Source organism: Kluyvera georgiana ATCC 51603 (genome assembly GCF_001654985.1).
Taxonomy (GTDB): Bacteria; Pseudomonadota; Gammaproteobacteria; order Enterobacterales; family Enterobacteriaceae; genus Kluyvera; species Kluyvera georgiana.
This window is the reverse complement of the sequence record NZ_LXEU01000043.1, coordinates 63562-85441: the sequence shown is the minus strand read 5'-3', so window position 1 is coordinate 85441 and position 21880 is coordinate 63562. Positions and strand designations below refer to the sequence as shown.

Below are 21880 nucleotides of genomic sequence, written 5' to 3'. Positions count from 1 at the left end.
ATAGACTGAAAGGCTACAAAATCACCGTTTTATGCGCCGCGCAGGCCAGCAACGCTTTCAGCTCAGGGATGCAGGAGCCGCAGTTCGTCCCGCATTTCAGGCGTTCCCCCAGCCCGGCAACCGTAGAACAGCCTTGTGTTTCAATAGCTTCGGTGATGATTTTTTCACCTACGCTGAAACAGCTGCACACAATTTTCCCCGTCGCCGGACGCGCCAGATCGCGCCCGGCCAGCAGCGCGTGGCGTTCAACGAGCGTCTGCGGCGCTTCGGCAAAGGCGCGTAAAATCAGCGCGACGTCAATCTCCGGCAGCGTTCGGCTGCTCCAGAAGCCCAGCATCAATCGTCCCTGCTGCCACGCCAGCAAATGCCAGGTCTCGCCGAGGCTGGCCACCTGAATCTGCCAGCCTTGCTGCTGGCACACCGCCAGCAGTTCCGCCTGAATGGCGCGATCGCCGCACAGCGTCAGATGATGCAGCCCCGGCGCGGCCTTTCGCCACCAGTGCAGATGTCGCGGCAGCGTTACCGGCGCACGCGAGAACAGCTCGCCCTGCCACTGCGGCCGCCACGGCGCAATTCGCACCGCCGTTTGCTTACTCTCCGGCTGCCCGGAGTGCGGGTCAACCACTGGTGCAACCAGACTGTTGACCTTCCCCTGGCGTGCAAAACCGTCGTTCCAGTGCATCGGGGTAAACAGCGACCCCGGCCTCTGTGTCTCAGAGATAACCACCCGCGCAACCATCACGCCGCGCGGTGAACTCACACGCGCCAGCCCGCCGTTCTGTAGCGCGAAATGGGTTGCATCCTGCGGCGCCACTTCAACAATCGGCTGCGCAATGTGCTGCATCAGGCGCGGCACACTGCCGGTGCGGGTCATGGTGTGCCACTGATCGCGTACCCGTCCGCTGTTAAGGATCAGCGGATACAGCGGCAGGCGGTGCGCCTGCATCCCGCTGGGCGTCACCGGTACCATGCGTAACTGGCCGTCGGCACGCCAGCCACGCGACAGATCCAGCCCATTACCGCCTTGCGTCACCGGCCAGCGTACGGGGGCCAGGCGATCCCACTGTGTGCGGGTCAGTTTCGCTAACCCGCTGATATCAAAAGCCCGCTCGCCGTCATTTTCAAACCCGGACAGCGCCGCATGCTCGCTGAACACCTCATGCGGATGCTGCCAACCGAACGCCTCGGCGAAACCCAGTTGCCCCGCCACCTGGGCGATAATCCACCAGTCGGCGCGCGCTTCTCCCGGCGCGGGCAAGAAAGCACGCTGGCGGGAAATGCGCCGCTCGGAGTTGGTGACGGTACCGTTTTTTTCCCCCCAGGCCAGCGCCGGGAAGCGAATATCAGCATAGCGCGCAGTGTCGGTATCGGCGGCAACCTCAGAAACGATCACCAGCGGGCAGGCCGCCAGCGCCTGGCTAACCGCGTGGCTATCCGGCAGCGACACCGCCGGGTTGGTACCCATAATCCACACCGCCTTGACTTCACCGCGCGCGATAGCGGTAAACAGTTCGACCGCCATCAGCCCCGGCGTCTGCGCCAGGCGCTCGGTCCCCCAGAAGCGCGCGACGCGGGCCAGATCTGCGGGTTCGAAGTTCATATGCGCCGCCAGCATGGTCGCCAGGCCGCCGACCTCGCGCCCGCCCATGGCATTAGGTTGTCCGGTCAGCGAAAACGGCCCGCAGCCCTCGCGGGCGAATTTACCGCTGGCCAGATGGACGTTAATGATGGCGTTGCACTTATCGCTGCCGCTCGATGACTGGTTAATCCCCATGGTATAGAGCGTGATGGCGCGCGGCGCGGCAATAAATGCCTGATAAAATGCCTGCACCTCCTCCTGCGGCAACCCACAAAACGCGGCCACTTTCTCGGCCGTCCAGCTCTCGGCGGCGGCCAGTGCGGCCGACGCATCGGCAAAGCGGTCGTTGACGGCACCGGCCTGGGCCAGCGCCTGTAGCAGGCCGACAAACAGCCCGCCGTCGGTGCCGGGCGCAATCGCCAGATGATGGTCGGCAATATCGCAGGTTGCGGTACGCCGGGGGTCGATCACCACCACCTTCATCTGCGGACGATTCTGTTTGGCCTGCACCAGCCGTTGATACAGTACCGGATGCGCCCAGGCGGCGTTTGATCCCACCAGGATCACCAGGTCGCTGCGTTCAACGTCCTCATAGCTGCACGGCACCACGTCGGCGCCAAAGGCGCGTTTATAGCCCGTCACCGCCGAGGACATGCACAGCCGGGAGTTGGTATCGATATTGCCCGCACCGATAAACCCTTTCATCAGTTTGTTGGCGGCATAATAGTCTTCGGTGAGCAGCTGCCCGGAGGCATAAAAGGCCACCGCCTGCGGGCCATAGCGGTCGATGATCGCTCGCAGACGTTCGCCCGCTGCCGCCAGCGCCTGTGGCCAGCTAACCCGCTCGCCGTCAAGCTGCGGCGACAACAAGCGCCCCTCCAGCCCGATGGTTTCGGCCAGCGACGCGCCTTTTACACATAGCCGCCCAAAGTTCGCCGGGTGATGCTCATCGCCCTGTACGCTGACAATACCGTCCTCTACCCGCGCCAGCACGCCGCAGCCTACGCCGCAATAGGGACAGGTGGTTTGGGTTTCCGTCATGAGGCCTCCGCGCGCATCACCAGCGCCTGATTACCCACCCACACCGTGCCGTTTTCAATCTTCACCGGCCAGGCGCGCACCACCTGCTCGCCGCTCTCGCACTGCCGCCCGTCGCGCAGGCGAATACGCTGTTTGTACAGCGGCGAGATAACGATCGGCTCGCCGCCCGCATCGCCCAGCAGCCCGCGCGACAGCACGTTGGCCTGGCTGCCCGGCTCCTGGTTATCCAGCGCGTATACCTTGTCATTGAGGCGGAACAGCGCTATCTGCATGTCGCCCAGCCGCGCGCCGATTCCGGCCTGCGGCGGAATATCCTCCAGTGAGCAAATGGCTTGCCACGGCTTGCGGCTGCCCGGCAGCGATGGCAATTCGGCCACCACCGCCAGCTGCGGCTGGCCGCGCACCGCCTGCCGCTGCACCGCTTCGTCCGGCGTATCGCTGTTAACGAAGGAGCGGAACAGCGCCAGACGCTGCGGATCGTTGAGGGTCGTTTGCCACTCGCACTGGTAGCTGTCGATCACCCGGGCCATCTCATGCTCCAGCTCCTCACCAATCCCCAGCGAATCCTCCAGAATTACACTGCGTAAATAGTCGATCCCGCCTTCAAGGTTATCCATCCAGGTGCTGGTACGCTGTAAGCGGTCGGCGGTACGGATATAAAACATCAGGAAGCGATCGATGGTTCGCAGCAGCGTGGCGTCATCAAGATCGCTGGCGAACAGATCCGCATGGCGCGGCTTCATCCCGCCATTGCCGCACAGATAGAGATTCCAGCCCTTGTCGGTGGCTATCACCCCCACATCTTTCCCCTGCGCTTCGGCGCATTCACGGGTACAGCCGGAAACCGCCATTTTGATTTTGTGCGGCGCGCGCAGCCCTTTGTAGCGGTGCTCCAGCGTCACCGCCAGAGCGGTAGAGTCCTGCACGCCGTAGCGGCACCAGGTTGAGCCGACGCAGGATTTCACCGTTCGTAACGATTTGCCGTAGGCGTGGCCGGTCTCAAAACCGGCATCAAGCAGCTCACGCCAGATTTCCGGCAACTGTTCCAGTCGCGCGCCAAACAGGTCAATACGCTGGCCGCCGGTAATTTTGCTGTACAGCGCGTAGCGTTTGGCAATCTGACCGATAGCAATCAGCCCGTCGGGGGTCACTTCACCGGCAGGCATCCGCGGCACAACAGAGTAAGTGCCGTCTTTCTGAATATTGGCGAAGTAGCGATCGTTGGTATCCTGCAGCGGCAGATGCGCCGGTTTCAGCAGATATTCGTTCCAGCATGACGCCAGCACCGATCCCACCAGCGGTTTGCAGATTTCACAGCCATCACCGCGGCCGTAGCGGGCAATCAACTGTTCGAAGGTATGAATATGGTTAACCCGCACGAGGTGATAAATCTCCTGCCGTGACCAGGCGAAGTGTTCACAGATATCTTTCTTCACTTCGACGCCCTGCTGCGCCAGCTGGTGCTCCATCACCTGTTTAACCAGCGCGCTACAGCCGCCGCAGCCGGTGGCCGCTTTGGTGCAGCTTTTGAGCGCGCCGATGCTGGTTGCACCGTTGCTAACCGCCTGGCAGATATCGTCTTTGCTGACGTTATGGCACGAGCAGATTTGCGCGCTACCGGGTAACGCCGCGACGCCCAGCGCTTTTGGCGCGCTGCCTTCCAGCGCGGGCAGAATCAGCGATTCCGGGTGCGAAGGTAGCGGCATCGCGTTCAGCATCATTTGCAGCAACGTGGCGTAGTCGCTGGCGTCGCCCACCAGCACGCCGCCAAGCAGCGTGTTTCCATCGCTGCTGACGACAATCTTTTTGTAGATTTGCTCCGGGCCGTGGATCCACTGATAGCTCTGGCTACCTGGGGTGCGCCCCTGCGCGTCGCCAAACGAGGCCACGTCGACACCCAACAGCTTGAGTTTGGTGCTCATATCCGCGCCGGTAAATTCACTCCCCTCACCGGCGAGCGCGGCTGCCGCGACGCGCGCCATCTGGTAGCCCGGCGCGACCAGACCATAGATTTTATTGTCCCACAGCGCACATTCACCAATGGCGTAGATATCGTCGCTGGAGGTTTGGCACTGGTTGTTGATCACAATACCGCCGCGCTCGCCGAGGCACAGCCCGCCGCTGCGCGCCAGGCTGTCCTGAGGACGGATCCCCGCTGAAAACACTACCATATCAGTAGTCAGGCTATCGCCATCGGCAAAGTTCAGCGTCAGGCCATGTTCCGATTCGGTGATGGCGGTGGTGGCTTTACTGGTGTGTACGCTCACCCCCAGCTCGGTGATTTTTTCGCGCAGCATCGCCGCGCCGCCGTTATCAAGCTGCACCGCCATCAGGTTGGGCGCAAACTCCACGACGTGGGTTTCCAGCCCCAGTTGACGCAGCGCGTTCGCCGCCTCCAGCCCGAGCAGACCGCCGCCGATAACCACGCCGCGGGTTGCGGTTTTCGCACGTGCGGCAATGGCGTCGAGATCGTCCAGCGTGCGGTAAACAAAACAGCCGGGCAGCGTGTTGCCGGGAATCGGCGGCACAAAAGGGTACGAGCCGGTCGCCAGCACCAGTTTATCCCAATGCAGTTCGTGGCCCTCAGCGTCGCGAATCAGGCGCGCCTCGGTATCCATCGCCGTGATCTGCTGCGACAGGCGCAGCTCGATGCCGTGCTCGGCAAAAAAATCACCGTTCACCAGCGACAGTGACTCGGCGCTACGCCCGGCAAAGTACTCTGACAAGTGCACGCGGTCATAGGCGGCATAGCGCTCTTCGCCAAACACCACAATCTGGTACTGCTGGTGCAAATTACGGCTAACACACTGCTCAAGAAAATGGTGGCCGACCATGCCGTGGCCCACCACCGCTAATGTTAATTTGCTCATTGTTTGCGTTCCTGCAGCCGACGGCTGCGTCGTGAATTGGTCGAAGATCCAACCCGCTTGCGCAGGCTGAGTAGAGTGCAATAAATCGGTAAAGGTGGCGGCGCTGGCGCAGTCGCCGAAGAGCAGTACGCCGGTGAGCTGGCCGTCCCTTACCAGCAGGCGGCGATAGTGGCCGGTTTGCGGGTCCAGTGACGTCCACTGCTCGTCGCCCTCTTCGGTCTGAACACTGCCGGCGCTGAACAGATCGATACCGGTGACCTTGAGGCGCGTACCAGCGTCCCGCCAGTGAAAATCGGCAATTGGTTGACCGCACAACCGCGCCGCCAGTACCTCGGCCTGCTGCATACACGGCGCCACCAGACCAAAGGTTTGCCCGTCCACTTCGCAGCACTCTCCAATGGCGCTGACGCCCGGAACCGCCGTCGCCAGTTGTCGGTTCACCAGGATGCCCCGCTGGCAGGCCAGCCCGGCGCGCTGTGCCAGCGCGATATTTGGCCGTACGCCGGTCGCCATCACCACCCGGCGAGCCGCGATGCTACGGCCATCGTTCAACACCACGGCCTGGGGGGTAATTGCCGCAATAGCAGCGTCCAGCATGCAGGTAATACCGCGTTCTCTCAGGCGTTCGGTCAACAGCGCGGCCGCCTGCGGGTCAAGCTGTTGCTCCATCAAGCGGTCGCTGCGATGCAATAACGTGACATTGTCACCTCTTTGTCGGAGCGCGGCCGCCGCTTCCACGCCCAGCACGCCGCCGCCGATGACCACCGCCTCCCCTGGCGCGGCCAGAATGGCCTCGACGTCTGCCTGGGTGCGAAAGGCAAAAACATGCGGCAAATCCATACCCGGCAGCGGCGGCAGAAACGCCGATGAACCACAGGTGAAAACCAGTTCATCCCACACCAGCGTGCGCGTATCGGTGATCACCTGACGCGTCTCAACATCCACCGCCAGCGCCGTCTCACCGCAGCACACCGTAATCCCATGCTCGGCATACCAGCCTTCAGGCTGAAGCCGCGTCTGGTTAAACGCTTTTTCACCGCTCAGCACCGGCGATAGCTGAATGCGGTTATAGGCCGGGTGCGGTTCATCGCCAACAATCGTTATCGCAAACATGTGTGGCGCCACGGCGACCAGCTTTTCCACCAGCCGGGTTGCCGCCATCCCGTTGCCGATCATCACCAGTTTCCGCATAGACCCGCCTTACGCCGCTTTCGGCTGTTTTTCGTAGAGGAAATGCAGGATCTGCTGACGCAGATGGTGGTAGCGGCTATCTTCCGCCAGTTGCACCCGATTACGCGGGCGCGGCAGGTTAACGTCGAGAATTTCACCGACGGTGGCCGCCGGGCCGTTGGTCATCATCAGCACCCGATCAGAGAGCAGCACCGCTTCGTCTACGTCGTGGGTGATCAACACGATGGTGGTGTTCAGCGCCTGCTGGATCTGCATCACCGAATCCTGCAAATGCGCGCGGGTCAGCGCATCCAACGCGCCAAACGGCTCATCCATCAGCAGCACTTTCGGCTTCATCGCCAGTGCGCGAGCAATACCGACGCGCTGTTTCATGCCGCCGGAGATTTCACCCGGACGCTTATGCATCGCATGGCCCATCTGCACGCGATCGAGGTTGTGCTCAATCCACTCCTGACGCTCAGCTTTGCTCATGCGGCGACGAAAGACGTGATCCACCGCCAGTGCAACGTTATCGAAGCAGGTCAGCCACGGCAGCAGCGAGTGGTTCTGAAACACCACCGCGCGCTCTGGCCCCGGTCCGGCAATCTCCCGGTTATCACAAATAAGCCCGCCTTCGGTCGGTAACGTAATGCCGGCAATCAGGTTGAGCAGCGTCGACTTACCGCAGCCGGAGTGGCCAATCAGGCTCACCGTCTCCCCTTCATGAATATCAAACGAGACGTTCTGCAAGGCCAGAAACTCGCCGCTGGCAGTATGGAAACGCTGGCTCACGGCCTGGACCTGAATTAATGGTTTCATGGTGTTCTCCTTACTTTTCTTGCCAGCTAAAACGACGCGCAATGAGCATCAGCCCCTGCTCCAGCAGCAGCCCCACCACGCCGATAATGACGATGGCAATGAGGATGTTTTCTACGTTGAGGTTGTTCCACTCATTCCAGATCCAGAAACCAATCCCCAGACCGCCGGTCAGCATTTCCGCCGCGACGATCACCAGCCACGCGATGCCAATCGATAACCGCACCCCGGTGAGAACCGACGGCAGCACCGCCGGAAAGAGGATTTTGCGCATCACCGTCCACTCAGAGAGCTGCAATACGCGCGCCACGTTGAGGTAGTCCTGCGGGATCCGGCGCACCCCTTCGGCGGTGTTGATCACCATCGGCCAGATCGAACAGATAAAGATGGTCCAGCTGGACGCTGGTTCCGCCTTCTGGAACAGCAGCAGGCCAATCGGCAGCCACGCCAGCGGGCTGACCGGGCGCAGCAGCGCGATCAGTGGCGTAAACATGCGCGAGAAAAAGGTGAAGCGGCCAATCAGAAAGCCCAGCGGGATCCCCGCCAGCGCCGCCAGACCAAAGCCCACCGCCACGCGTTGCAGCGATGCCAGCACGTTCCAGCCAACGCCAACGTCGTTAGGGCCATTGTTATAGAACGGGTCGGCGAACAACGTCAGCGCCGAGTCCAGCGTGCTGAGCGGCGTCGGGAAGCCTTTACTGTTGACCGCCGCCAGCTGCCACACCAGCACCAACAGGCCTAAGCCCAGCAGTGCCGGAATGGCGCGTTCGGCAAGATGACGCATCGCGCGGCCAACGGCGGGCGCCTGACGACGCACCTGCACTGGCGGCAGAGGGATGACTTCACCTGCGGGCGCAGGCGCGTTGACGGTTTTGGGTTTAGTGTTCATTTCATGCTCCCAGGCGTTGAATGGCGAAACTGCGGGCGTATCCGGCAGGGTCAGCCCCGGTCCAGACCGACCCGTCAATCAATGTGCTGCTGCGTAGGGTTTGCGTGGGCGCGGTGATGCCGCCCACCGCCTGCGCGGCCTCTTTCCAGACGTCAATGCGGTTAATGCGCTGCGCGACGGCCAGATAATCCGGGTCGCTCTTCAGCAGGCCCCAGCGGCGGAACTGGGTCAGGAACCACATGCCGTCGGACAGCCACGGGAAGCTGACTTCCCCCTGGTCGAAGAAGCGAATCGGATGTTCGTCCTGCCAGCGACGACCGAGGCCGTTGTCGTAAGCGCCGAGCATACGACCGGTAAGGTATTGTTCTTTGGTATTCAGCCAACCGCGCTGGGCGAGGACCCTGGCGGTTTCCCGTTTGTTATCGTCGGAAGCGTCAATCCAACGCGCGGCATCCAGCAGTGCCGCCACCAGCGCCCGGCTGGTATTCGGGTACTGTTCCACCCATTCACGGCGCGTCCCCAGTACTTTTTCCGGATGCTCCGGCCAGATATCCTGGCTGGTGGCGGCGGTAAAGCCGATGCGGTCGTTGATGGCACGCGCGTTCCACGGTTCGCCGACGCAAAAACCGACCATATTGCCTATCCGCATGTTCATCACCATCTGCGGCGGCGGCACAACCACGGTACGCACATCGTTAAAGGGGTGAATGCCGCCGCTAGCGAGCCAGTAATAGAGCCACATGGCGTGGGTGCCTGTGGGAAAGGTGTGAGCGAAGGTATAGCTGCCCGGCGCGCTATTGCCGACGTGTTTTTTTAGCGCAGCCAAATCGGTAACGCCTTGCTCCTGAAGATCGGCTGACAGCGTGATCCCCTGCCCGTTGCGGTTCAGAGTCATCAGGTTAGCCATCGCCTGCGGTTTACCGGCAACGCCCAATTCCAGACCATACAGCAGGCCGTACAGGATATGCGCCGCGTCCAGCTCACCGTTCACCAGTTTGTCGCGCACCGCCGCCCAGCTCGCCTCTTTGCTGGGCACCAGGGTAATGCCGTATTTCTTATCGAAGCCTTTTAGCGATGCGATCGCCAGCGGGGCGCAGTCGGTCAACGGGATAAAGCCCACCTTAACCGTCTGTTGCTCCGGCTTGTCGGATCCGGCCGCCCACGCTGATGACATGATGCCAGGCAGCAGCATCGTACCGCCCAGCGCCGCACCAGCCTGCAGAAACCGCCGCCGTGAAAGTGAAAACGTCTCGCTCATACTCGCTCCCGAATGCAAAAAAAAAGCGCCCGGCAATGCTTACGCATTGCAGGACGCCTTTATCCTCGTGGTGCACGAACCGCCGTTGGCCCGTCACCGACTCTGTGTTCTCTGGCTTAACTAATGCAATTCGAATGCCAGGTCGTTATCGCCGTATCAGTGCGGAAAAATGCTAACTGCATCACCCTTTTTGCACCGACTGAAAGCATTCATGCCCGTTCATTGTGCAACGGCGGCGGCACATCCTGCTGCCACAGCGTTTTCACCGCCAGCAGCGCGCGGGCGATCTCCACCATCCGCTGATTCTTCTCCATCGCCATTTTGCGCAGGCAGTGCCAGGCCTGCTCTTCGTTCATCTGCTGGTGGGTCATCAGCACGCTTTTGGCTTTATCAATCAGCCGCCGCTCCTCCAGCGTGTCCTTCAGCGACGCCAGTTGGCCGGAGAGCTGCTCCAGTTCGCGCGCCTGCTGACGCACCAGCGGCAGAAGTTGCCTGTCGAGGTGCAGCAGCATACTGTCGCTGGCCGGATCGTCATGCTGCGAGTCGGGCGCATCAGGCTTATCATCATCGGCGAGCAGCCCGTCCACCACGGCCATCAGCTCGCCAATCAATAGTTCTTCCAGGCCGCGCATCTGCTCCAGGCGCTGGGTTTGTAGCGCGAACCAACGCAGTGCCGCCTGGCCGCCGTCTTCGCCGGGCTGGCGGGTACAGGCGATACGCCTGAGCTGCTCAATGGCGATGCCCGCCTGGCATTCGGTATAGAACAACATTTTCAGCGGACTGGTCGCCAGCGACAGAAAACCGTCAAAGCAGGGCTGCTGGCCGTCGATACGGTCAACCATCCGCTGGCGTAACTCCTGACTGAAACTCCCCTGCGCAAACCCCTGCGCGCCCAGCGCACGTTCTTGCCCTACCAGTTCTTTACCCTGCATAAAGCTGTACAACGCCACCAGCCGCCCGGCCAGCGTCGGATCATCAATGCTGTCGTTGAGCTGAGGAATAATGTTAAGCAGATGGCGAATGGTGCGGCTGAACTGGCTGGTGGCCGTTTCGGCGGTCACTTGCTGGCTGACGACGTTTTCGCGCAGCGCGGGCAGCTGTTCAAGCGACCACACCGCGCGGGCAATACGCTGACACAGGCCGCTGGTGGAGGGAAGATGGCGCGGCGCCAAATTCAGCAGCAGCGTGCGGACCTGTTCATCCACCAGCGCTGCGCTGGCACGGCGTTCGGCGCCATACAATCGGCCCTGCGAGCATAACCAGATGTTGGATGCTCCCCGCTCACACTGTAACATATGCACCACGTGGCTAAGCTGGCTGACCAGTTGCCCCTGCTGTGCCAACTGCCGAAGCTGTTCTTTCTGCACCTGGCGCGCATAACGAAACCACTCGATAGCGCCGGGTGTATCATCTTCACGGTTTATCATACGCACTCCCGGTAGAGGATTTACCTATATCTTCTTAAAGCAATAACCGTGCCTTAATTAAGGAGTTCAGATGCAACGTATCGTCATTATCGCCAACGGGGCTGCCTACGGCAGCGAATCTCTGTTTAACAGCCTGCGTCTTGCCATTGCGCTGCGCGAACAGCAGGGCGACCTCCATCTACAGCTATTTTTAATGTCCGACGCCGTCACCGCTGGCCTGCGCGGGCAAAAACCGGCGGAAGGCTACAACATTCAGCAAATGCTGGAGATCCTCACCGCCCAGGGCGTACCGGTGAAGCTGTGTAAAACCTGCACCGATGGCCGTGGCATTTCCGCCCTGCCGCTGATCGATGGCGTGGAGATTGGCACGCTGGTTGAGCTGGCACAGTGGACGCTGACCGCGGATAAAGTGCTGACCTTCTGATTTCGTCGCCTTTACCCCGTTTTTAAAGGATATTGTGTTACCTCTGCTACATTCTGCGCAGCAATGTCATGAGCGCTGAAAGGATTCAGGAATTTTGTCATTTTTGTTGAAGTGTTACGGCATTTTTTGATCAAAATCAGCATCAGTGAACGCAGGGTTTGGTGTTATGCGATGAGTGAATTGTGAACAACATCACAGGCAGGATTTGGTCGCAGGGAGCGCGTTGACTCATGGCAGCGGGGTATTTTGGTGATGGTAAAGGCAAGTTTGACATTATTTGGCGGGGATACGGTGGTGGTGCGTTGCTCTGAGCGTTGCCACATTCATTTAATGAGCACCCAAAAGAGCGCCAGCAATCACGGCGCCGATATTCTGAGCGTACAAAACGAAGAAAAAGCGTATCTGACCGTGCCCTACAGCGGTACCTGGAACGTGCTGATTGACAGCCACAGCCAGTCGCTTGAGCACTCCATCAGCTACGTCGCGGCCTGATAACGTCCCCCGGAAGCACGCACTTCCGGGGTTTCGCTCATCGCACTTACGCCAGCCCCGGCGGGTTCACGCCACTGACCAGGACACGCACTTTATTAATCAGCTCATCTAAACCATCATCCGGCATGCCCAGCTTTTGCAGCTCCTGCTCCAGTGAGAACAGATACTGCGCGTTCGTTCCCAGCGGACCGCTGGCGCGGGCAATAAGTGGCGCAATCACCTGTACGCTGGTGTCGGACTCATACAGCGGATGGCGGGGATCCATAATAAATACCAGCGCATTCACCGTACGCCCATCGTCGAGGGTCAGCTTACACCAGGTCGGCAAATAGCAGCCGGTAATCATCTCACGCTTCCACAGCAGCGACAGCTCGTTTTCAATTTCATCGTCGGGCAGACGATAGGCCACGCCGGTGGTGCGTCCGCCCTCTTTCAACGCCAGCATTCGCCCCGGCTGGCAGGCGCTACCACGACCCGCCGTCAGCCGTAAACAAAACGCCCGATGCCAGCCGATGAGGGTACCGGTGACCGACTCGCTGTAGTTGAGCGCCGGGTTCCACATCAGCGAACCGTAGCCAAAAATCCACACCGGACCATTATCCGGACGACAGGCCAGCGTCGCCGCCAGCGATGCCGCACGCTGTTCAGCGGACCAGAGCAGCGATTCCTCTATTGCGCCAAACGCCGTTGTACAATCCGCTTTCATCAAGAAATCACGCGTTAACACTTTAAACCTCCACCACCACTTCTCTTCCCTGCAACACATGCGCCCTCAAGGGAACGAATGGCGACCTCCGGAGCTGTCGTTGACGAAATATTATCCAGCTTTATGCCACCGGATGCAATTTGTCTCCCGGGGCATTCGGGCTATTTCGAGGATTTCGCCGATGGTAAAAATAGGGAAATCCGTACATCAATATGCTGTTATTTAATAAATATTTGACCAATAATTTATATTATAGCCATCTTTAATGAAAAATGGCCTTACAGGTAAACTTTAGTAAAAGATCGCATTCCCGGTCGAAAAATTTGTTAATTTACGTCACTGATTTTTTCTATAATTATAAATACCTGCATACATGGAGAAACACATGACTCACGCACATGAGGCGGTGAAAACTCGCCACAAGGAGACGTCGCTCATTTTCCCGGTGGTCGCGCTGGCAATCCTGTTCTTCTGGGGAAGCAGTCAGTCATTGCCAGTGGTTATTGCCATCAATGCCTTAGCGCTGGTCGGCATTCTTAGCAGCGCATTTAGCGTAGTCCGCCACGCGGACGTATTAGCCCACCGCCTCGGCGAGCCTTATGGCTCTCTGATTTTAAGCCTTTCCGTTGTTATTCTGGAAGTCAGCCTGATCTCCGCACTGATGGCGACCGGCGACGCCGCGCCAACGCTCATGCGCGATACGCTCTATTCCATCATCATGATTGTCACCGGCGGCTTAGTCGGTTTCTCGTTATTGCTTGGCGGGCGTAAATTTGCCACGCAATATATGAATCTTTTCGGTATTAAACAGTATTTGATTGCGCTGTTTCCGTTGGCCATTATCGTGCTGGTGTTCCCGACCTCGTTGCCGGGCGCAAATTTCACGATCGGCCAATCACTGCTGGTAGCGCTGATCTCCGCCGCGATGTACGGCGTATTCTTATTAATTCAAACCAAAACTCACCAGAGCCTGTTTGTCTACGAGCACGAAGATGACAGCGACGATGATGACCCGCACCACGGTAAGCCTTCGGCGCACAGCAGCATGTGGCACGCGATCTGGCTGGTTGTCCATCTGGTGGCGGTGATTGCGGTCACCAAAATGAACGCCAACCCGCTGGAGACGCTGCTGACCAGCATGAACGCGCCTGTGGCCTTTACTGGTTTCCTGGTGGCGCTGCTGATTCTCTCGCCGGAAGGGCTGGGGGCATTGAAGGCGGTGTTGAACAATCAGGTTCAGCGCGCAATGAATCTCTTCTTTGGTTCGGTATTGGCCACTATCTCCCTGACGGTACCGGTCGTCACGCTGATCGCTTTTATGACCGGCAACGACCTGATGTTTGGTCTGGGAATGCCGGAGATGATCGTAATGGTCGCGTCGTTAATTCTGTGCCACATCTCGTTCTCCACCGGACGCACTAACGTACTGAACGGCGCGGCACACCTGGCACTGTTCGCCGCCTATCTGATGACGATATTTGCCTGATATTGCGAGCCGACGCGAGAAAGCGGCTAACGGCATGCAACGCGCGCAGAAAAGCTGGCAGGCATCCCGCATTGCGCGCGTTCGCTAAGTGAAGTGGTTCAGGATGTACACGTAGAATCTGCGCTAAGCCGGATTTTCTCCGGTGAGGCGCAATGTTGCGGGGGCTTGATCCCTGGCGGCATAGGTTGCTGGATAGAAAAACCCCCGCACGTTGAGAGGCGTAAACCTGACAACAGAACGGGGGGCTATCTTGAAACCTGACCCTTCAAGAATAGCCGCGAACCGTTGTCATTACAATAGAGGCGGCTATATGACGCTCGCGCAGTTTGGCGTCGCTTTCTGGCACGATCTTGCCGCTCCTGTCGTTGCGGGAATTATCACCGCAGCGATTGTGAGCGGATGGCGTAACAGGAAGTAACGCGCTGAGGGCGTCAGGCTGCCGTAACGGCAACGTGCGCCCGAAACGGGCCGCAGGGGTAACAGCCTGCGGCCTTTTTTGCGGCTATAAAAAAAGCCGGACCGCGATAAACGGGCCCGGCTTTTCAATGCAGTAGCAGAACTTACTTGCTGGTATCCAGTTCGTCGAACCCTTTCACCAGGTCGTCGATGGCTTTCATCTGCTTCAGGAACGGCTCCAGTTTGTCCAGCGGCAGCGCGGACGGGCCGTCACAGCGTGCGTTGTCCGGATCCGGATGCGCTTCAATAAACAGACCGGCGATACCCACCGCCATACCGGCACGGGCCAGCTCGGTAACCTGCGCGCGACGACCGCCGCTTGCTGCGCCAAATGGGTCACGGCACTGCAGAGAGTGGGTCACATCGAAGATAACCGGGGAGTTGTTGGACGCTTTTTTCATCACGCCAAAGCCCAGCATATCGACAACCAGGTTGTCGTAACCGAAGTTGGAACCACGGTCGCACAGAATCACTTTGTCGTTGCCCCCTTCGATGAATTTGTCAACGATGTTGCCCATTTGACCCGGGCTCACGAACTGCGGCTTCTTGACGTTGATAACCGCGCCGGTTTTCGCCATCGCTTCCACCAGATCGGTCTGACGAGCGAGGAACGCCGGCAGCTGGATCACGTCAACCACATCGGCAACCGGCTGCGCCTGGCTGGCTTCGTGAACGTCAGTGATGATCTTAACGCCGAAAGTTTGCTTCAGCTCCTGGAAAATCTTCATCCCCTCTTCCAGGCCTGGGCCACGGTAGGAGTGGATAGAAGAACGGTTGGCTTTATCAAATGAAGCTTTAAATACGTAAGGAATGCCCAGCTTCTGGGTCACGGTCACGTAGTGTTCGCAAATACGCATCGCCAGGTCGCGTGATTCCAGCACGTTCATGCCGCCGAACAGAACAAACGGCAGATCGTTTGCTACCTTGATATCACCAATGCTAACCACTTTTTCTTTCATAAGATCGCCTTGTTAGGGTATTTCCGCGATTATAACCGAGGTTATTACCGTTTAGTGAAGAGTAATTTGTTTGTGCGAGATGGTATTAATCTGCGCACGGATCATTTCGCTGATCGGGTCTTCCGGGCATTGCTCAACGAAATAGTTCAAATCGTTCAGTGCAATATGCTCGCACTCCAGCTGGGCATAAATCAGCCCGCGGTCGCGAATTTCATACGGGTCTTCTGGGTTAAACTGCAGCAGCGCTTCGCTGGTCCGCAGCGCCAGCTCCATCTGCCGCTCCTCCATCAGCGCCGATTTCAGGGTATCAAGCAGTTTACGCACCACCTCTGCGTTATCCGCTTCATCGAGGTCTTCGTTAAACAGCTCCGCCATCGGGCTGATATTTCCCTTGAGCCACACCTCAAGCGTATGCTCATCGAGAGTATCGCCGTTAAACGGGTTAATCAGCCATAGCTCCTCGCTGTCGACATCAGCACGCAGCAGCAGTTGAGTCGGAAAAATCACCGGCACGACCGGGATGTCGAGCTGAGCCGCAATCCACAGCACAATAGCCCCCAGCGCCACGGCGCTGCCCTGACGATTCTTAAGGACCTGATCGAGCCATAGCGCGTCGGACAGACGATACACGCCGAAAGAGTCACCAAAATTCCATTCGTGGTAAAACAGTTCGATCAGTCGCTCCATCTGACGCGTCAGCGTCCAGGAGGGGCTAATCTCTTCACGCGCCAGCGCCAACAGGCAATCAAGCTGCTCGCGCACCTTCTGCGACGGGAAATCATCACGAATCAATTCGGAAATAAGGATCATGCCATCGCACAGCGGCGCTTTATTAAATTCAAAATCAGCCAGTGACTTCATACCTTACCCCAACAGCGGAACTTTAGTGATGGCGAGTTTAACGATGATGCACAACACCATCAGCGCCAGCAAAAACGCAACAAACCCGCTCTGCTGGCTGCGCGGACGACGACGTCCAAGCGCGACAAACCCTAAAAAGATGTAAATGATAACGCCAAACAGTTTCTCCGTCAGCCATCCCCCCTCTTCAGTGAAGGGGTAATAGCGCGTCATCACCATGAGCGCCACGCCGCTGAGCAACAGCGTGCTGTCAACGCAATGCGGCAGCACACGCACCCAACGCGCGTCAAACAAAGCGCTACGATGGTGCATCCACCAGTAACGGAGGGCAAAAAATGAGACGGAGAAAATCGCCGACGCAATATGTAAATAGAGCACAAACTGGAACAAATTCACGCCTGCGCCTCCGCATGCTCTGGCCACTGCGCAAGCGTCAGGCGATCGTTGTCGCCGTAGTCGCGACAGGTTTGTGCCTGCCGATAGCCCGCAGCACTAAACAATTCACGCACCGCTTCGCCCTGCTTCCAGCCATGCTCCAGCAGCATATAACCACCGGGTTCAAGCCAGGCGCGGCCTTGCGAAATAATATGTGCCAGGTCGGCAAGCCCCTGATCGGCTGCCACCAGCGCAGTTTTGGGCTCAAAACGCACGTCACCCTGAGACAGGTGCTCGTCCTGCTCGTCGATATACGGCGGGTTGCTGACGATCATTGCAAAACGTTGGTCGTCCAGCGCACTGAACCAGTCGCTTTGGACAATCGTAATATTGTTGATAGCCAGATGATCGGCATTGCGCTGCGCCAGGGCGACGGCATCGGCAATAAAGTCGACGGCGGTAACCTGACAGTCCGGGCGCTCACTGGCTAGCGCCAGCGCGACCGCACCGGTGCCGGTACCCAAATCGAGAATACGGCACGGCGTCGGTGGCAGACGCGCAAGCGCCTGCTCTACCAGACACTCGGTATCCGGGCGCGGAATCAGCGTCGCCGGGGAGACAAACAGCGGCAGCGACCAGAACTCGCGCGTGCCCACCAGGTGTGCGACCGGCTCGCCGCGTTGACGCCGTGACAGCAGCGCCGCCAGCGTATCCACCTGCGCGGCGCTCAGCTCGGTCTCATCAAAGGCCAGAATCTGGGTGCGCGATTTGCCGGTGACATGCCCCAGCAGGATCTCGGCGTCGCGACGAGGGCTCTCGCCCCCCTGAAGCGCCGCTATCGCCTGCTGCAGCCACGCTCTCCAGGTCATCATTCCTGCTCGGACAGCGCGGCCAGCTGGTCGGCCTGATATTCCTGCACGATAGGCTCGATCAGCATATCGAGCTTACCTTCCATCGCCTCGTCCAGACGATAGAGCGTCAGGTTGATGCGGTGGTCGGTGACGCGCCCCTGCGGGAAGTTATAGGTGCGATTACGGTCGCTGCGATCGCCGCTGCCCAGCAGGTTACGGCGTTCGGAGGCTTCCGCCTGCTGGCGACGGGCAATTTCCGCCGCACGGATACGCGAGCCCAGCACCGACATCGCTTTGGCTTTGTTTTTATGCTGAGAACGTTCGTCCTGACACTCCACCACAATACCGGTAGGCAAGTGGGTAATACGGATAGCGGAATCGGTGGTGTTAACGTGCTGGCCGCCCGCACCGGAGGAGCGGAAGGTATCAATGCGCAGATCCGCCGGGTTGATATCCGGCAGCTCGGCCTCCGGCACTTCGGGCAGTACCGCGACCGTACAGGCGGAGGTATGGATACGCCCCTGAGATTCGGTAGCCGGAACGCGCTGCACGCGGTGACCGCCGGATTCAAACTTCAGACGGCCATATACACCTTCACCGCTGATTTTAGCGATCACTTCTTTAAAGCCGCCGTGCTCGCCTTCGCTGGCGCTCATGATCTCAACGCGCCAGCGGCGTGATTCAGCATAGCGGGAATACATACGGAACAGGTCGCCGGCAAACAGCGCCGCTTCATCTCCGCCGGTCCCGGCGCGCACTTCGATGAAAGCATTACGTTCGTCGTCCGGGTCACGCGGCAGCAGCAGCACCTGCAGCTGTTGTTCCAGCTGTTCTTCTTTGGCTTTGGCTTCCTGCAGCTCTTCCTGCGCCATTTCGCGCATTTCCGGGTCGTCGAGCATCATCTGCGCGGTTTCAATATCTTCCTGAACCTGACGCCAGTCGGTGTAGCAGCGGGCCACATCGCCCAGCTGTGCGTATTCGCGGGACAACGCGCGGAAACGGTCCTGATCGGCAATAGTTGCTGCGTCTCCGAGCAGCGCCTGAACTTCCTCATGGCGCTCGTAGAGAGCTTCCAGTTTAGCAACAATAGAAGGCTTCATTGGCGTAAATGCACCTTGTTATAAATAGAGTTGTGCTACTCCAGCCCGAGGCTGTTGCGCAGAATATGCAGGCGTTCGTCATCCCCGTCACGGGCGGCCTGCTGAAGAGATTTGGTTGGCGCGTGGATCAGGCGGTTGGTTAATTTCCGCGCCAGATCCTGCATGATGACCTGCGGATCGCCGCCCTGTTCGAGCGCGGCCATCGCTTTAGCGGTGAGTTCTTCACGCGCCGTTTCCGCCTGGGAGCGATAATCACGGATGATTTCGCTGGCGCTTTGCGCACGCAGCCAGGCCATAAACTCGCTGGTTTCCTGCTCAACGATGGTTTCAGCCTGCACCGCGGCGGCCTTACGCTGCGCGAGGTTATGCTGAATAATGTTTTGCAGATCGTCCACGCTGTAGAGATAGGCGTTGGCGAGTTTCCCCACCTCCGGCTCGACGTCGCGCGGTACGGCAATATCCACCAGCAACATCGGCTGATTGCGACGCGCCTTCAGCGCGCGCTCCACCATACCTTTACCGATAATCGGCAGCGGGCTGGCGGTTGAGCTGATAATGATATCGGCCTCTTTCAGGCGTTCATCAACGTCGCTAAGGGCAATAACTTCTGCGCCGACTTCATCCGCCAGCACCTGCGCACGTTCGCGGGTACGGTTGGCAATCAGCATTTTTTGCACGTGATGCTCGCGCAGATGGCGCGCCACCAGTTCAATGGTTTCTCCCGCGCCAACCAGCAGCACGGTCACCGTAGAGAGGGATTCGAAAATCTGCCGCGCCAGGGTACAGGCGGCAAACGCCACCGACACCGCGCTGGCGCCGATATCCGTTTCTGTACGCACGCGCTTGGCGACCGAAAATGATTTCTGGAACATGCGTTCCAGCTCGCTGGCGTGCAAATGGCCGCGGCTGGAATCGGCAAACGCTTTTTTGACCTGCCCTAAAATCTGCGGTTCACCCAGTACCAGCGAATCAAGGCCGCTGGCAACGCGCATCAGGTGGCTGACGGCGTCGTTATCCTGGTGCCAGTAGAGGCTCTGGCGCAGATCTTCTTCATTCAGCCCGTGGTATTCGCACAACCAGCGGACGATGGCATCGTGCAGGTTATCCTGCTCTTCGACGCTGAGATAAAGTTCGGTGCGGTTACAGGTCGACAGGACTACCCCCCCCTGCACCATTGGCTGAGCCAGCAGGCTCTCCAGCGCCTGGTCAAGCGTATCTGGCGAAAACGTGACGCGTTCTCGCAGCGCTACCGGGGCTGTCTTGTGGTTAATGCCAAGTGCTAAAAGGGTCATTGTGCGGGAGTAGTACCAGCGTTGATAAGGTTAGTCTGAGCGCATCATACAGGATGCGCGAGATCAATAAAAGGGACGGCCCCCTTTTGGAGTAATAGGTATTACGGGTTAATTTTATGATTTAAGACAACTTGAGCGTAGACGCTGCCCACCAGCGACGCTAGCATTAAGCGTTATAATCGCAACGCATATCAAGGATTGTCATCATGGCCCTGCCTCGCCTGATTCGTCTGCTGCCTTTAGCAGCACTGGTTCTTACTGCCTGTACCGTCAATGCGCCAAAAGGCCCAGGCAAAAGCCCGACCTCGCCGCAGTGGCAACAGCACCAGCAGGAAGTGCGCCAACTCAGCCAGTACCAGACGCGCGGCGCGTTTGCCTATCTGTCCGACCAGCAAAAAGTCTATGCCCGCTTCTTCTGGCAGCAAACCGGCCAGGACAACTATCGTCTGCTGCTGACCAACCCGCTGGGCAGCACCGAGCTGGAGCTGGTTGGTCAGCCAGGCTCCGCGCAGTTGACCGATAATAAAGGCCAGCGCTATACCGCCACCGACGGCGAAGAGATGATTGGCAAACTGACCGGCATGCCGATTCCGCTTAACAGCCTGCGCCAGTGGATCCTCGGCCTGCCGGGAGACGCCACCGACTATAAGCTCGACGACCAGTATCGCCTGAGTGAACTCAACTACACCCAGAACGGCAAGACCTGGAAAGTGGTATACGGCGGGTACGACAGCAAAACCCAGCCGGCGCTGCCGTCGAATATGGAACTGACCGAAGGGTCCCAGCGCATCAAGCTGAAAATGGATAACTGGATCGCCAAATGACGACCACCTGGCCCTCTCCCGCAAAGCTGAACCTGTTTTTGTACATTACCGGCCAGCGTCCCGACGGTTACCATACGCTGCAGACGCTGTTTCAGTTTCTCGACTACGGCGATACGCTGACCATCAAGCCACGCTGCGACGGGCAGCTGCGGCTGCTCACCCCAGTGACAGGCGTGCCGGATGAAGAGAACCTGATTATCCGCGCCGCACGTCTGCTGATGAAAGCCGCCGCAGAAACGGGTCGTCTTCCCGCAGGCAGCGGTGCCGATATCAGCATTGAGAAACGGCTCCCCATGGGCGGCGGCCTCGGTGGCGGCTCGTCAAATGCGGCCACCGTGCTGGTCGCGCTGAATCATCTCTGGCAGTGTGGGCTCCCGGAAGATGAGCTGGCGACGCTCGGACTGACGCTCGGCGCCGACGTGCCGGTGTTTGTTCGCGGCCACGCGGCGTTTGCCGAAGGCGTTGGCGAAGTGCTCACACCGGTCGACGTAGCGGAAAAATGGTACCTCGTGGCCCATCCGGGCGTCAGTATCCCGACGCCGATCATTTTTCGCGATCCGGAGCTGCCACGAAATACCCCGGTCAGGTCAATAGAAACGTTATTAAATTGTGAATTCGGCAATGATTGCGAGGTTATCGCAAGAAAACGTTTTCGCGAGGTTGATGATGTGCTTTCCTGGCTGTTAGAATACGCGCCGTCGCGCCTGACTGGAACAGGAGCCTGTGTCTTTGCTGAATTCGACACGGAACTCGCTGCCCGCCAGGTGCTTGAGCAAGCCCCGGAATGGTTGCAAGGCTTTGTGGCGAAAGGTGTCAACCTCTCTCCATTGAAGCAAGCCCTGCTCTGAATCATTCGGTTTCCGTCAGCCCTGTTGACGAAAGAAGAATGGTGATGAGTAACCCTGCCGGGCAAACTGAGCTCCGGTGACAACGTCACCCTGTTCCAGACGTTGCATCGCGCTCTTTAATACACCGCCTGGATGAAATCGGCCTGGCCCGCACAG

The 21880-nt window shown here is 58.9% G+C and carries 19 protein-coding genes; 6 read left to right on the top strand and 13 right to left on the bottom strand.

The features are described from left to right. Positions 1–13: 13 nt before the first annotated feature. The 6 genes from M989_RS10335 to nasR all read right to left on the bottom strand — a co-directional run bounded on the left by M989_RS10335 (position 14) and on the right by nasR (position 11050). Complete coding sequence (locus M989_RS10335) at positions 14–2620, bottom strand: nitrate reductase (RefSeq protein ID WP_064544987.1); 2607 nt, start codon at positions 2618–2620, stop codon at positions 14–16. Next, the gene (gene nirB, locus M989_RS10330; protein ID WP_074398765.1) at positions 2617–6681 is read right to left on the bottom strand and encodes a nitrite reductase large subunit NirB; all 4065 of its coding nucleotides are present in this window, start codon (positions 6679–6681) and stop codon (positions 2617–2619) included. Before nirB ends, M989_RS10335 begins: the two co-directional genes overlap by 4 nt. Before the next feature lie 9 nt (positions 6682–6690). Beyond that, a complete protein-coding gene (locus M989_RS10325; protein WP_064544985.1) occupies positions 6691–7479 on the bottom strand; it encodes an ABC transporter ATP-binding protein in 789 nt (262 codons plus the stop codon). Between the two features lie 10 nt (positions 7480–7489). After that, on the bottom strand, positions 7490–8365 hold the full coding sequence (gene ntrB / locus M989_RS10320) for a nitrate ABC transporter permease (RefSeq protein ID WP_064544983.1): 876 nt from the start codon (positions 8363–8365) through the stop codon (positions 7490–7492). 1 nt (position 8366) lies between these two features. After that, on the bottom strand, positions 8367–9623 hold the full coding sequence (locus tag M989_RS10315; RefSeq protein WP_064544981.1) for an ABC transporter substrate-binding protein: 1257 nt from the start codon (positions 9621–9623) through the stop codon (positions 8367–8369). Positions 9624–9832: 209 nt separating this feature from the next. Further along, a complete protein-coding gene (nasR, locus tag M989_RS10310) occupies positions 9833–11050 on the bottom strand; it encodes a nitrate regulatory protein NasR (RefSeq protein WP_064544980.1) in 1218 nt (405 codons plus the stop codon). A gap of 70 nt (positions 11051–11120) precedes the next feature. Here nasR and M989_RS10305 point away from each other — a divergent pair, with 70 nt between their 5' ends. Together M989_RS10305 and M989_RS10300 are read left to right on the top strand one after the other, a co-directional pair. After that, positions 11121–11474: a DsrE/DsrF/TusD sulfur relay family protein gene (locus M989_RS10305; RefSeq protein ID WP_064544978.1), complete on the top strand. Its 354-nt coding sequence runs from the start codon at positions 11121–11123 to the stop codon at positions 11472–11474. 246 nt (positions 11475–11720) lie between these two features. Next, positions 11721–11966, top strand: a complete 246-nt coding sequence (locus tag M989_RS10300; RefSeq protein WP_064544976.1) for a DUF1883 domain-containing protein — start codon at positions 11721–11723, stop codon at positions 11964–11966. A 46-nt stretch (positions 11967–12012) separates the two neighbouring features. On the opposite strand, the gene M989_RS10295 is transcribed toward M989_RS10300, so the two are convergent. Next, positions 12013–12693, bottom strand: coding sequence for a gamma-glutamylcyclotransferase (locus M989_RS10295; RefSeq protein ID WP_064544975.1), 681 nt, complete (start codon positions 12691–12693; stop codon positions 12013–12015). A 364-nt stretch (positions 12694–13057) separates the two neighbouring features. Between M989_RS10295 and chaA the strand changes: the two genes are divergently transcribed. Together chaA and M989_RS25500 are read left to right on the top strand one after the other, a co-directional pair. Then, positions 13058–14158, top strand: a complete 1101-nt coding sequence (chaA, locus tag M989_RS10290) for a sodium-potassium/proton antiporter ChaA (protein ID WP_064544973.1) — start codon at positions 13058–13060, stop codon at positions 14156–14158. A gap of 310 nt (positions 14159–14468) precedes the next feature. Beyond that, on the top strand, positions 14469–14576 hold the full coding sequence (locus M989_RS25500) for a type I toxin-antitoxin system toxin Ldr family protein (protein WP_064544971.1): 108 nt from the start codon (positions 14469–14471) through the stop codon (positions 14574–14576). Positions 14577–14718: 142 nt separating this feature from the next. Here the strand turns inward: M989_RS25500 and kdsA are convergent, their stop codons facing one another. Genes kdsA through hemA form a run of 6 tightly spaced genes read right to left on the bottom strand, consistent with a single transcriptional unit; the run spans position 14719 to position 20052 of the window. Further along, complete coding sequence (gene kdsA / locus M989_RS10280; protein WP_064544969.1) at positions 14719–15573, bottom strand: 3-deoxy-8-phosphooctulonate synthase; 855 nt, start codon at positions 15571–15573, stop codon at positions 14719–14721. 51 nt (positions 15574–15624) lie between these two features. Then, positions 15625–16434, bottom strand: coding sequence for an invasion regulator SirB1 (gene sirB1, locus M989_RS10275; RefSeq protein WP_064544967.1), 810 nt, complete (start codon positions 16432–16434; stop codon positions 15625–15627). Between the two features lie 3 nt (positions 16435–16437). Continuing rightward, positions 16438–16830, bottom strand: coding sequence for an invasion regulator SirB2 (sirB2, locus tag M989_RS10270; protein WP_064544965.1), 393 nt, complete (start codon positions 16828–16830; stop codon positions 16438–16440). Continuing rightward, entirely contained in the window at positions 16827–17678 is an 852-nt protein-coding gene (prmC, locus tag M989_RS10265; RefSeq protein ID WP_064544963.1) for a peptide chain release factor N(5)-glutamine methyltransferase, read from the bottom strand. The genes sirB2 and prmC overlap by 4 nt, the downstream gene beginning before the upstream one ends. Then, on the bottom strand, positions 17678–18760 hold the full coding sequence (prfA, locus tag M989_RS10260; RefSeq protein WP_064544961.1) for a peptide chain release factor 1: 1083 nt from the start codon (positions 18758–18760) through the stop codon (positions 17678–17680). The genes prmC and prfA overlap by 1 nt, the downstream gene beginning before the upstream one ends. A 35-nt stretch (positions 18761–18795) precedes the next feature. Beyond that, the gene (hemA, locus tag M989_RS10255; RefSeq protein ID WP_064544959.1) at positions 18796–20052 is read right to left on the bottom strand and encodes a glutamyl-tRNA reductase; all 1257 of its coding nucleotides are present in this window, start codon (positions 20050–20052) and stop codon (positions 18796–18798) included. 206 nt (positions 20053–20258) lie between these two features. On the opposite strand from hemA, the gene lolB reads away from it, so the two are divergent. Both lolB and ispE read left to right on the top strand, forming a co-directional pair. Next, entirely contained in the window at positions 20259–20876 is a 618-nt protein-coding gene (gene lolB, locus M989_RS10250) for a lipoprotein insertase outer membrane protein LolB (protein WP_064544957.1), read from the top strand. After that, positions 20873–21724 (top strand): 4-(cytidine 5'-diphospho)-2-C-methyl-D-erythritol kinase, encoded by an 852-nt coding sequence (gene ispE, locus M989_RS10245; protein ID WP_064544955.1) that lies wholly within the window; start codon positions 20873–20875, stop codon positions 21722–21724. The genes lolB and ispE overlap by 4 nt, the downstream gene beginning before the upstream one ends. Positions 21725–21880: the final 156 nt, after the last annotated feature.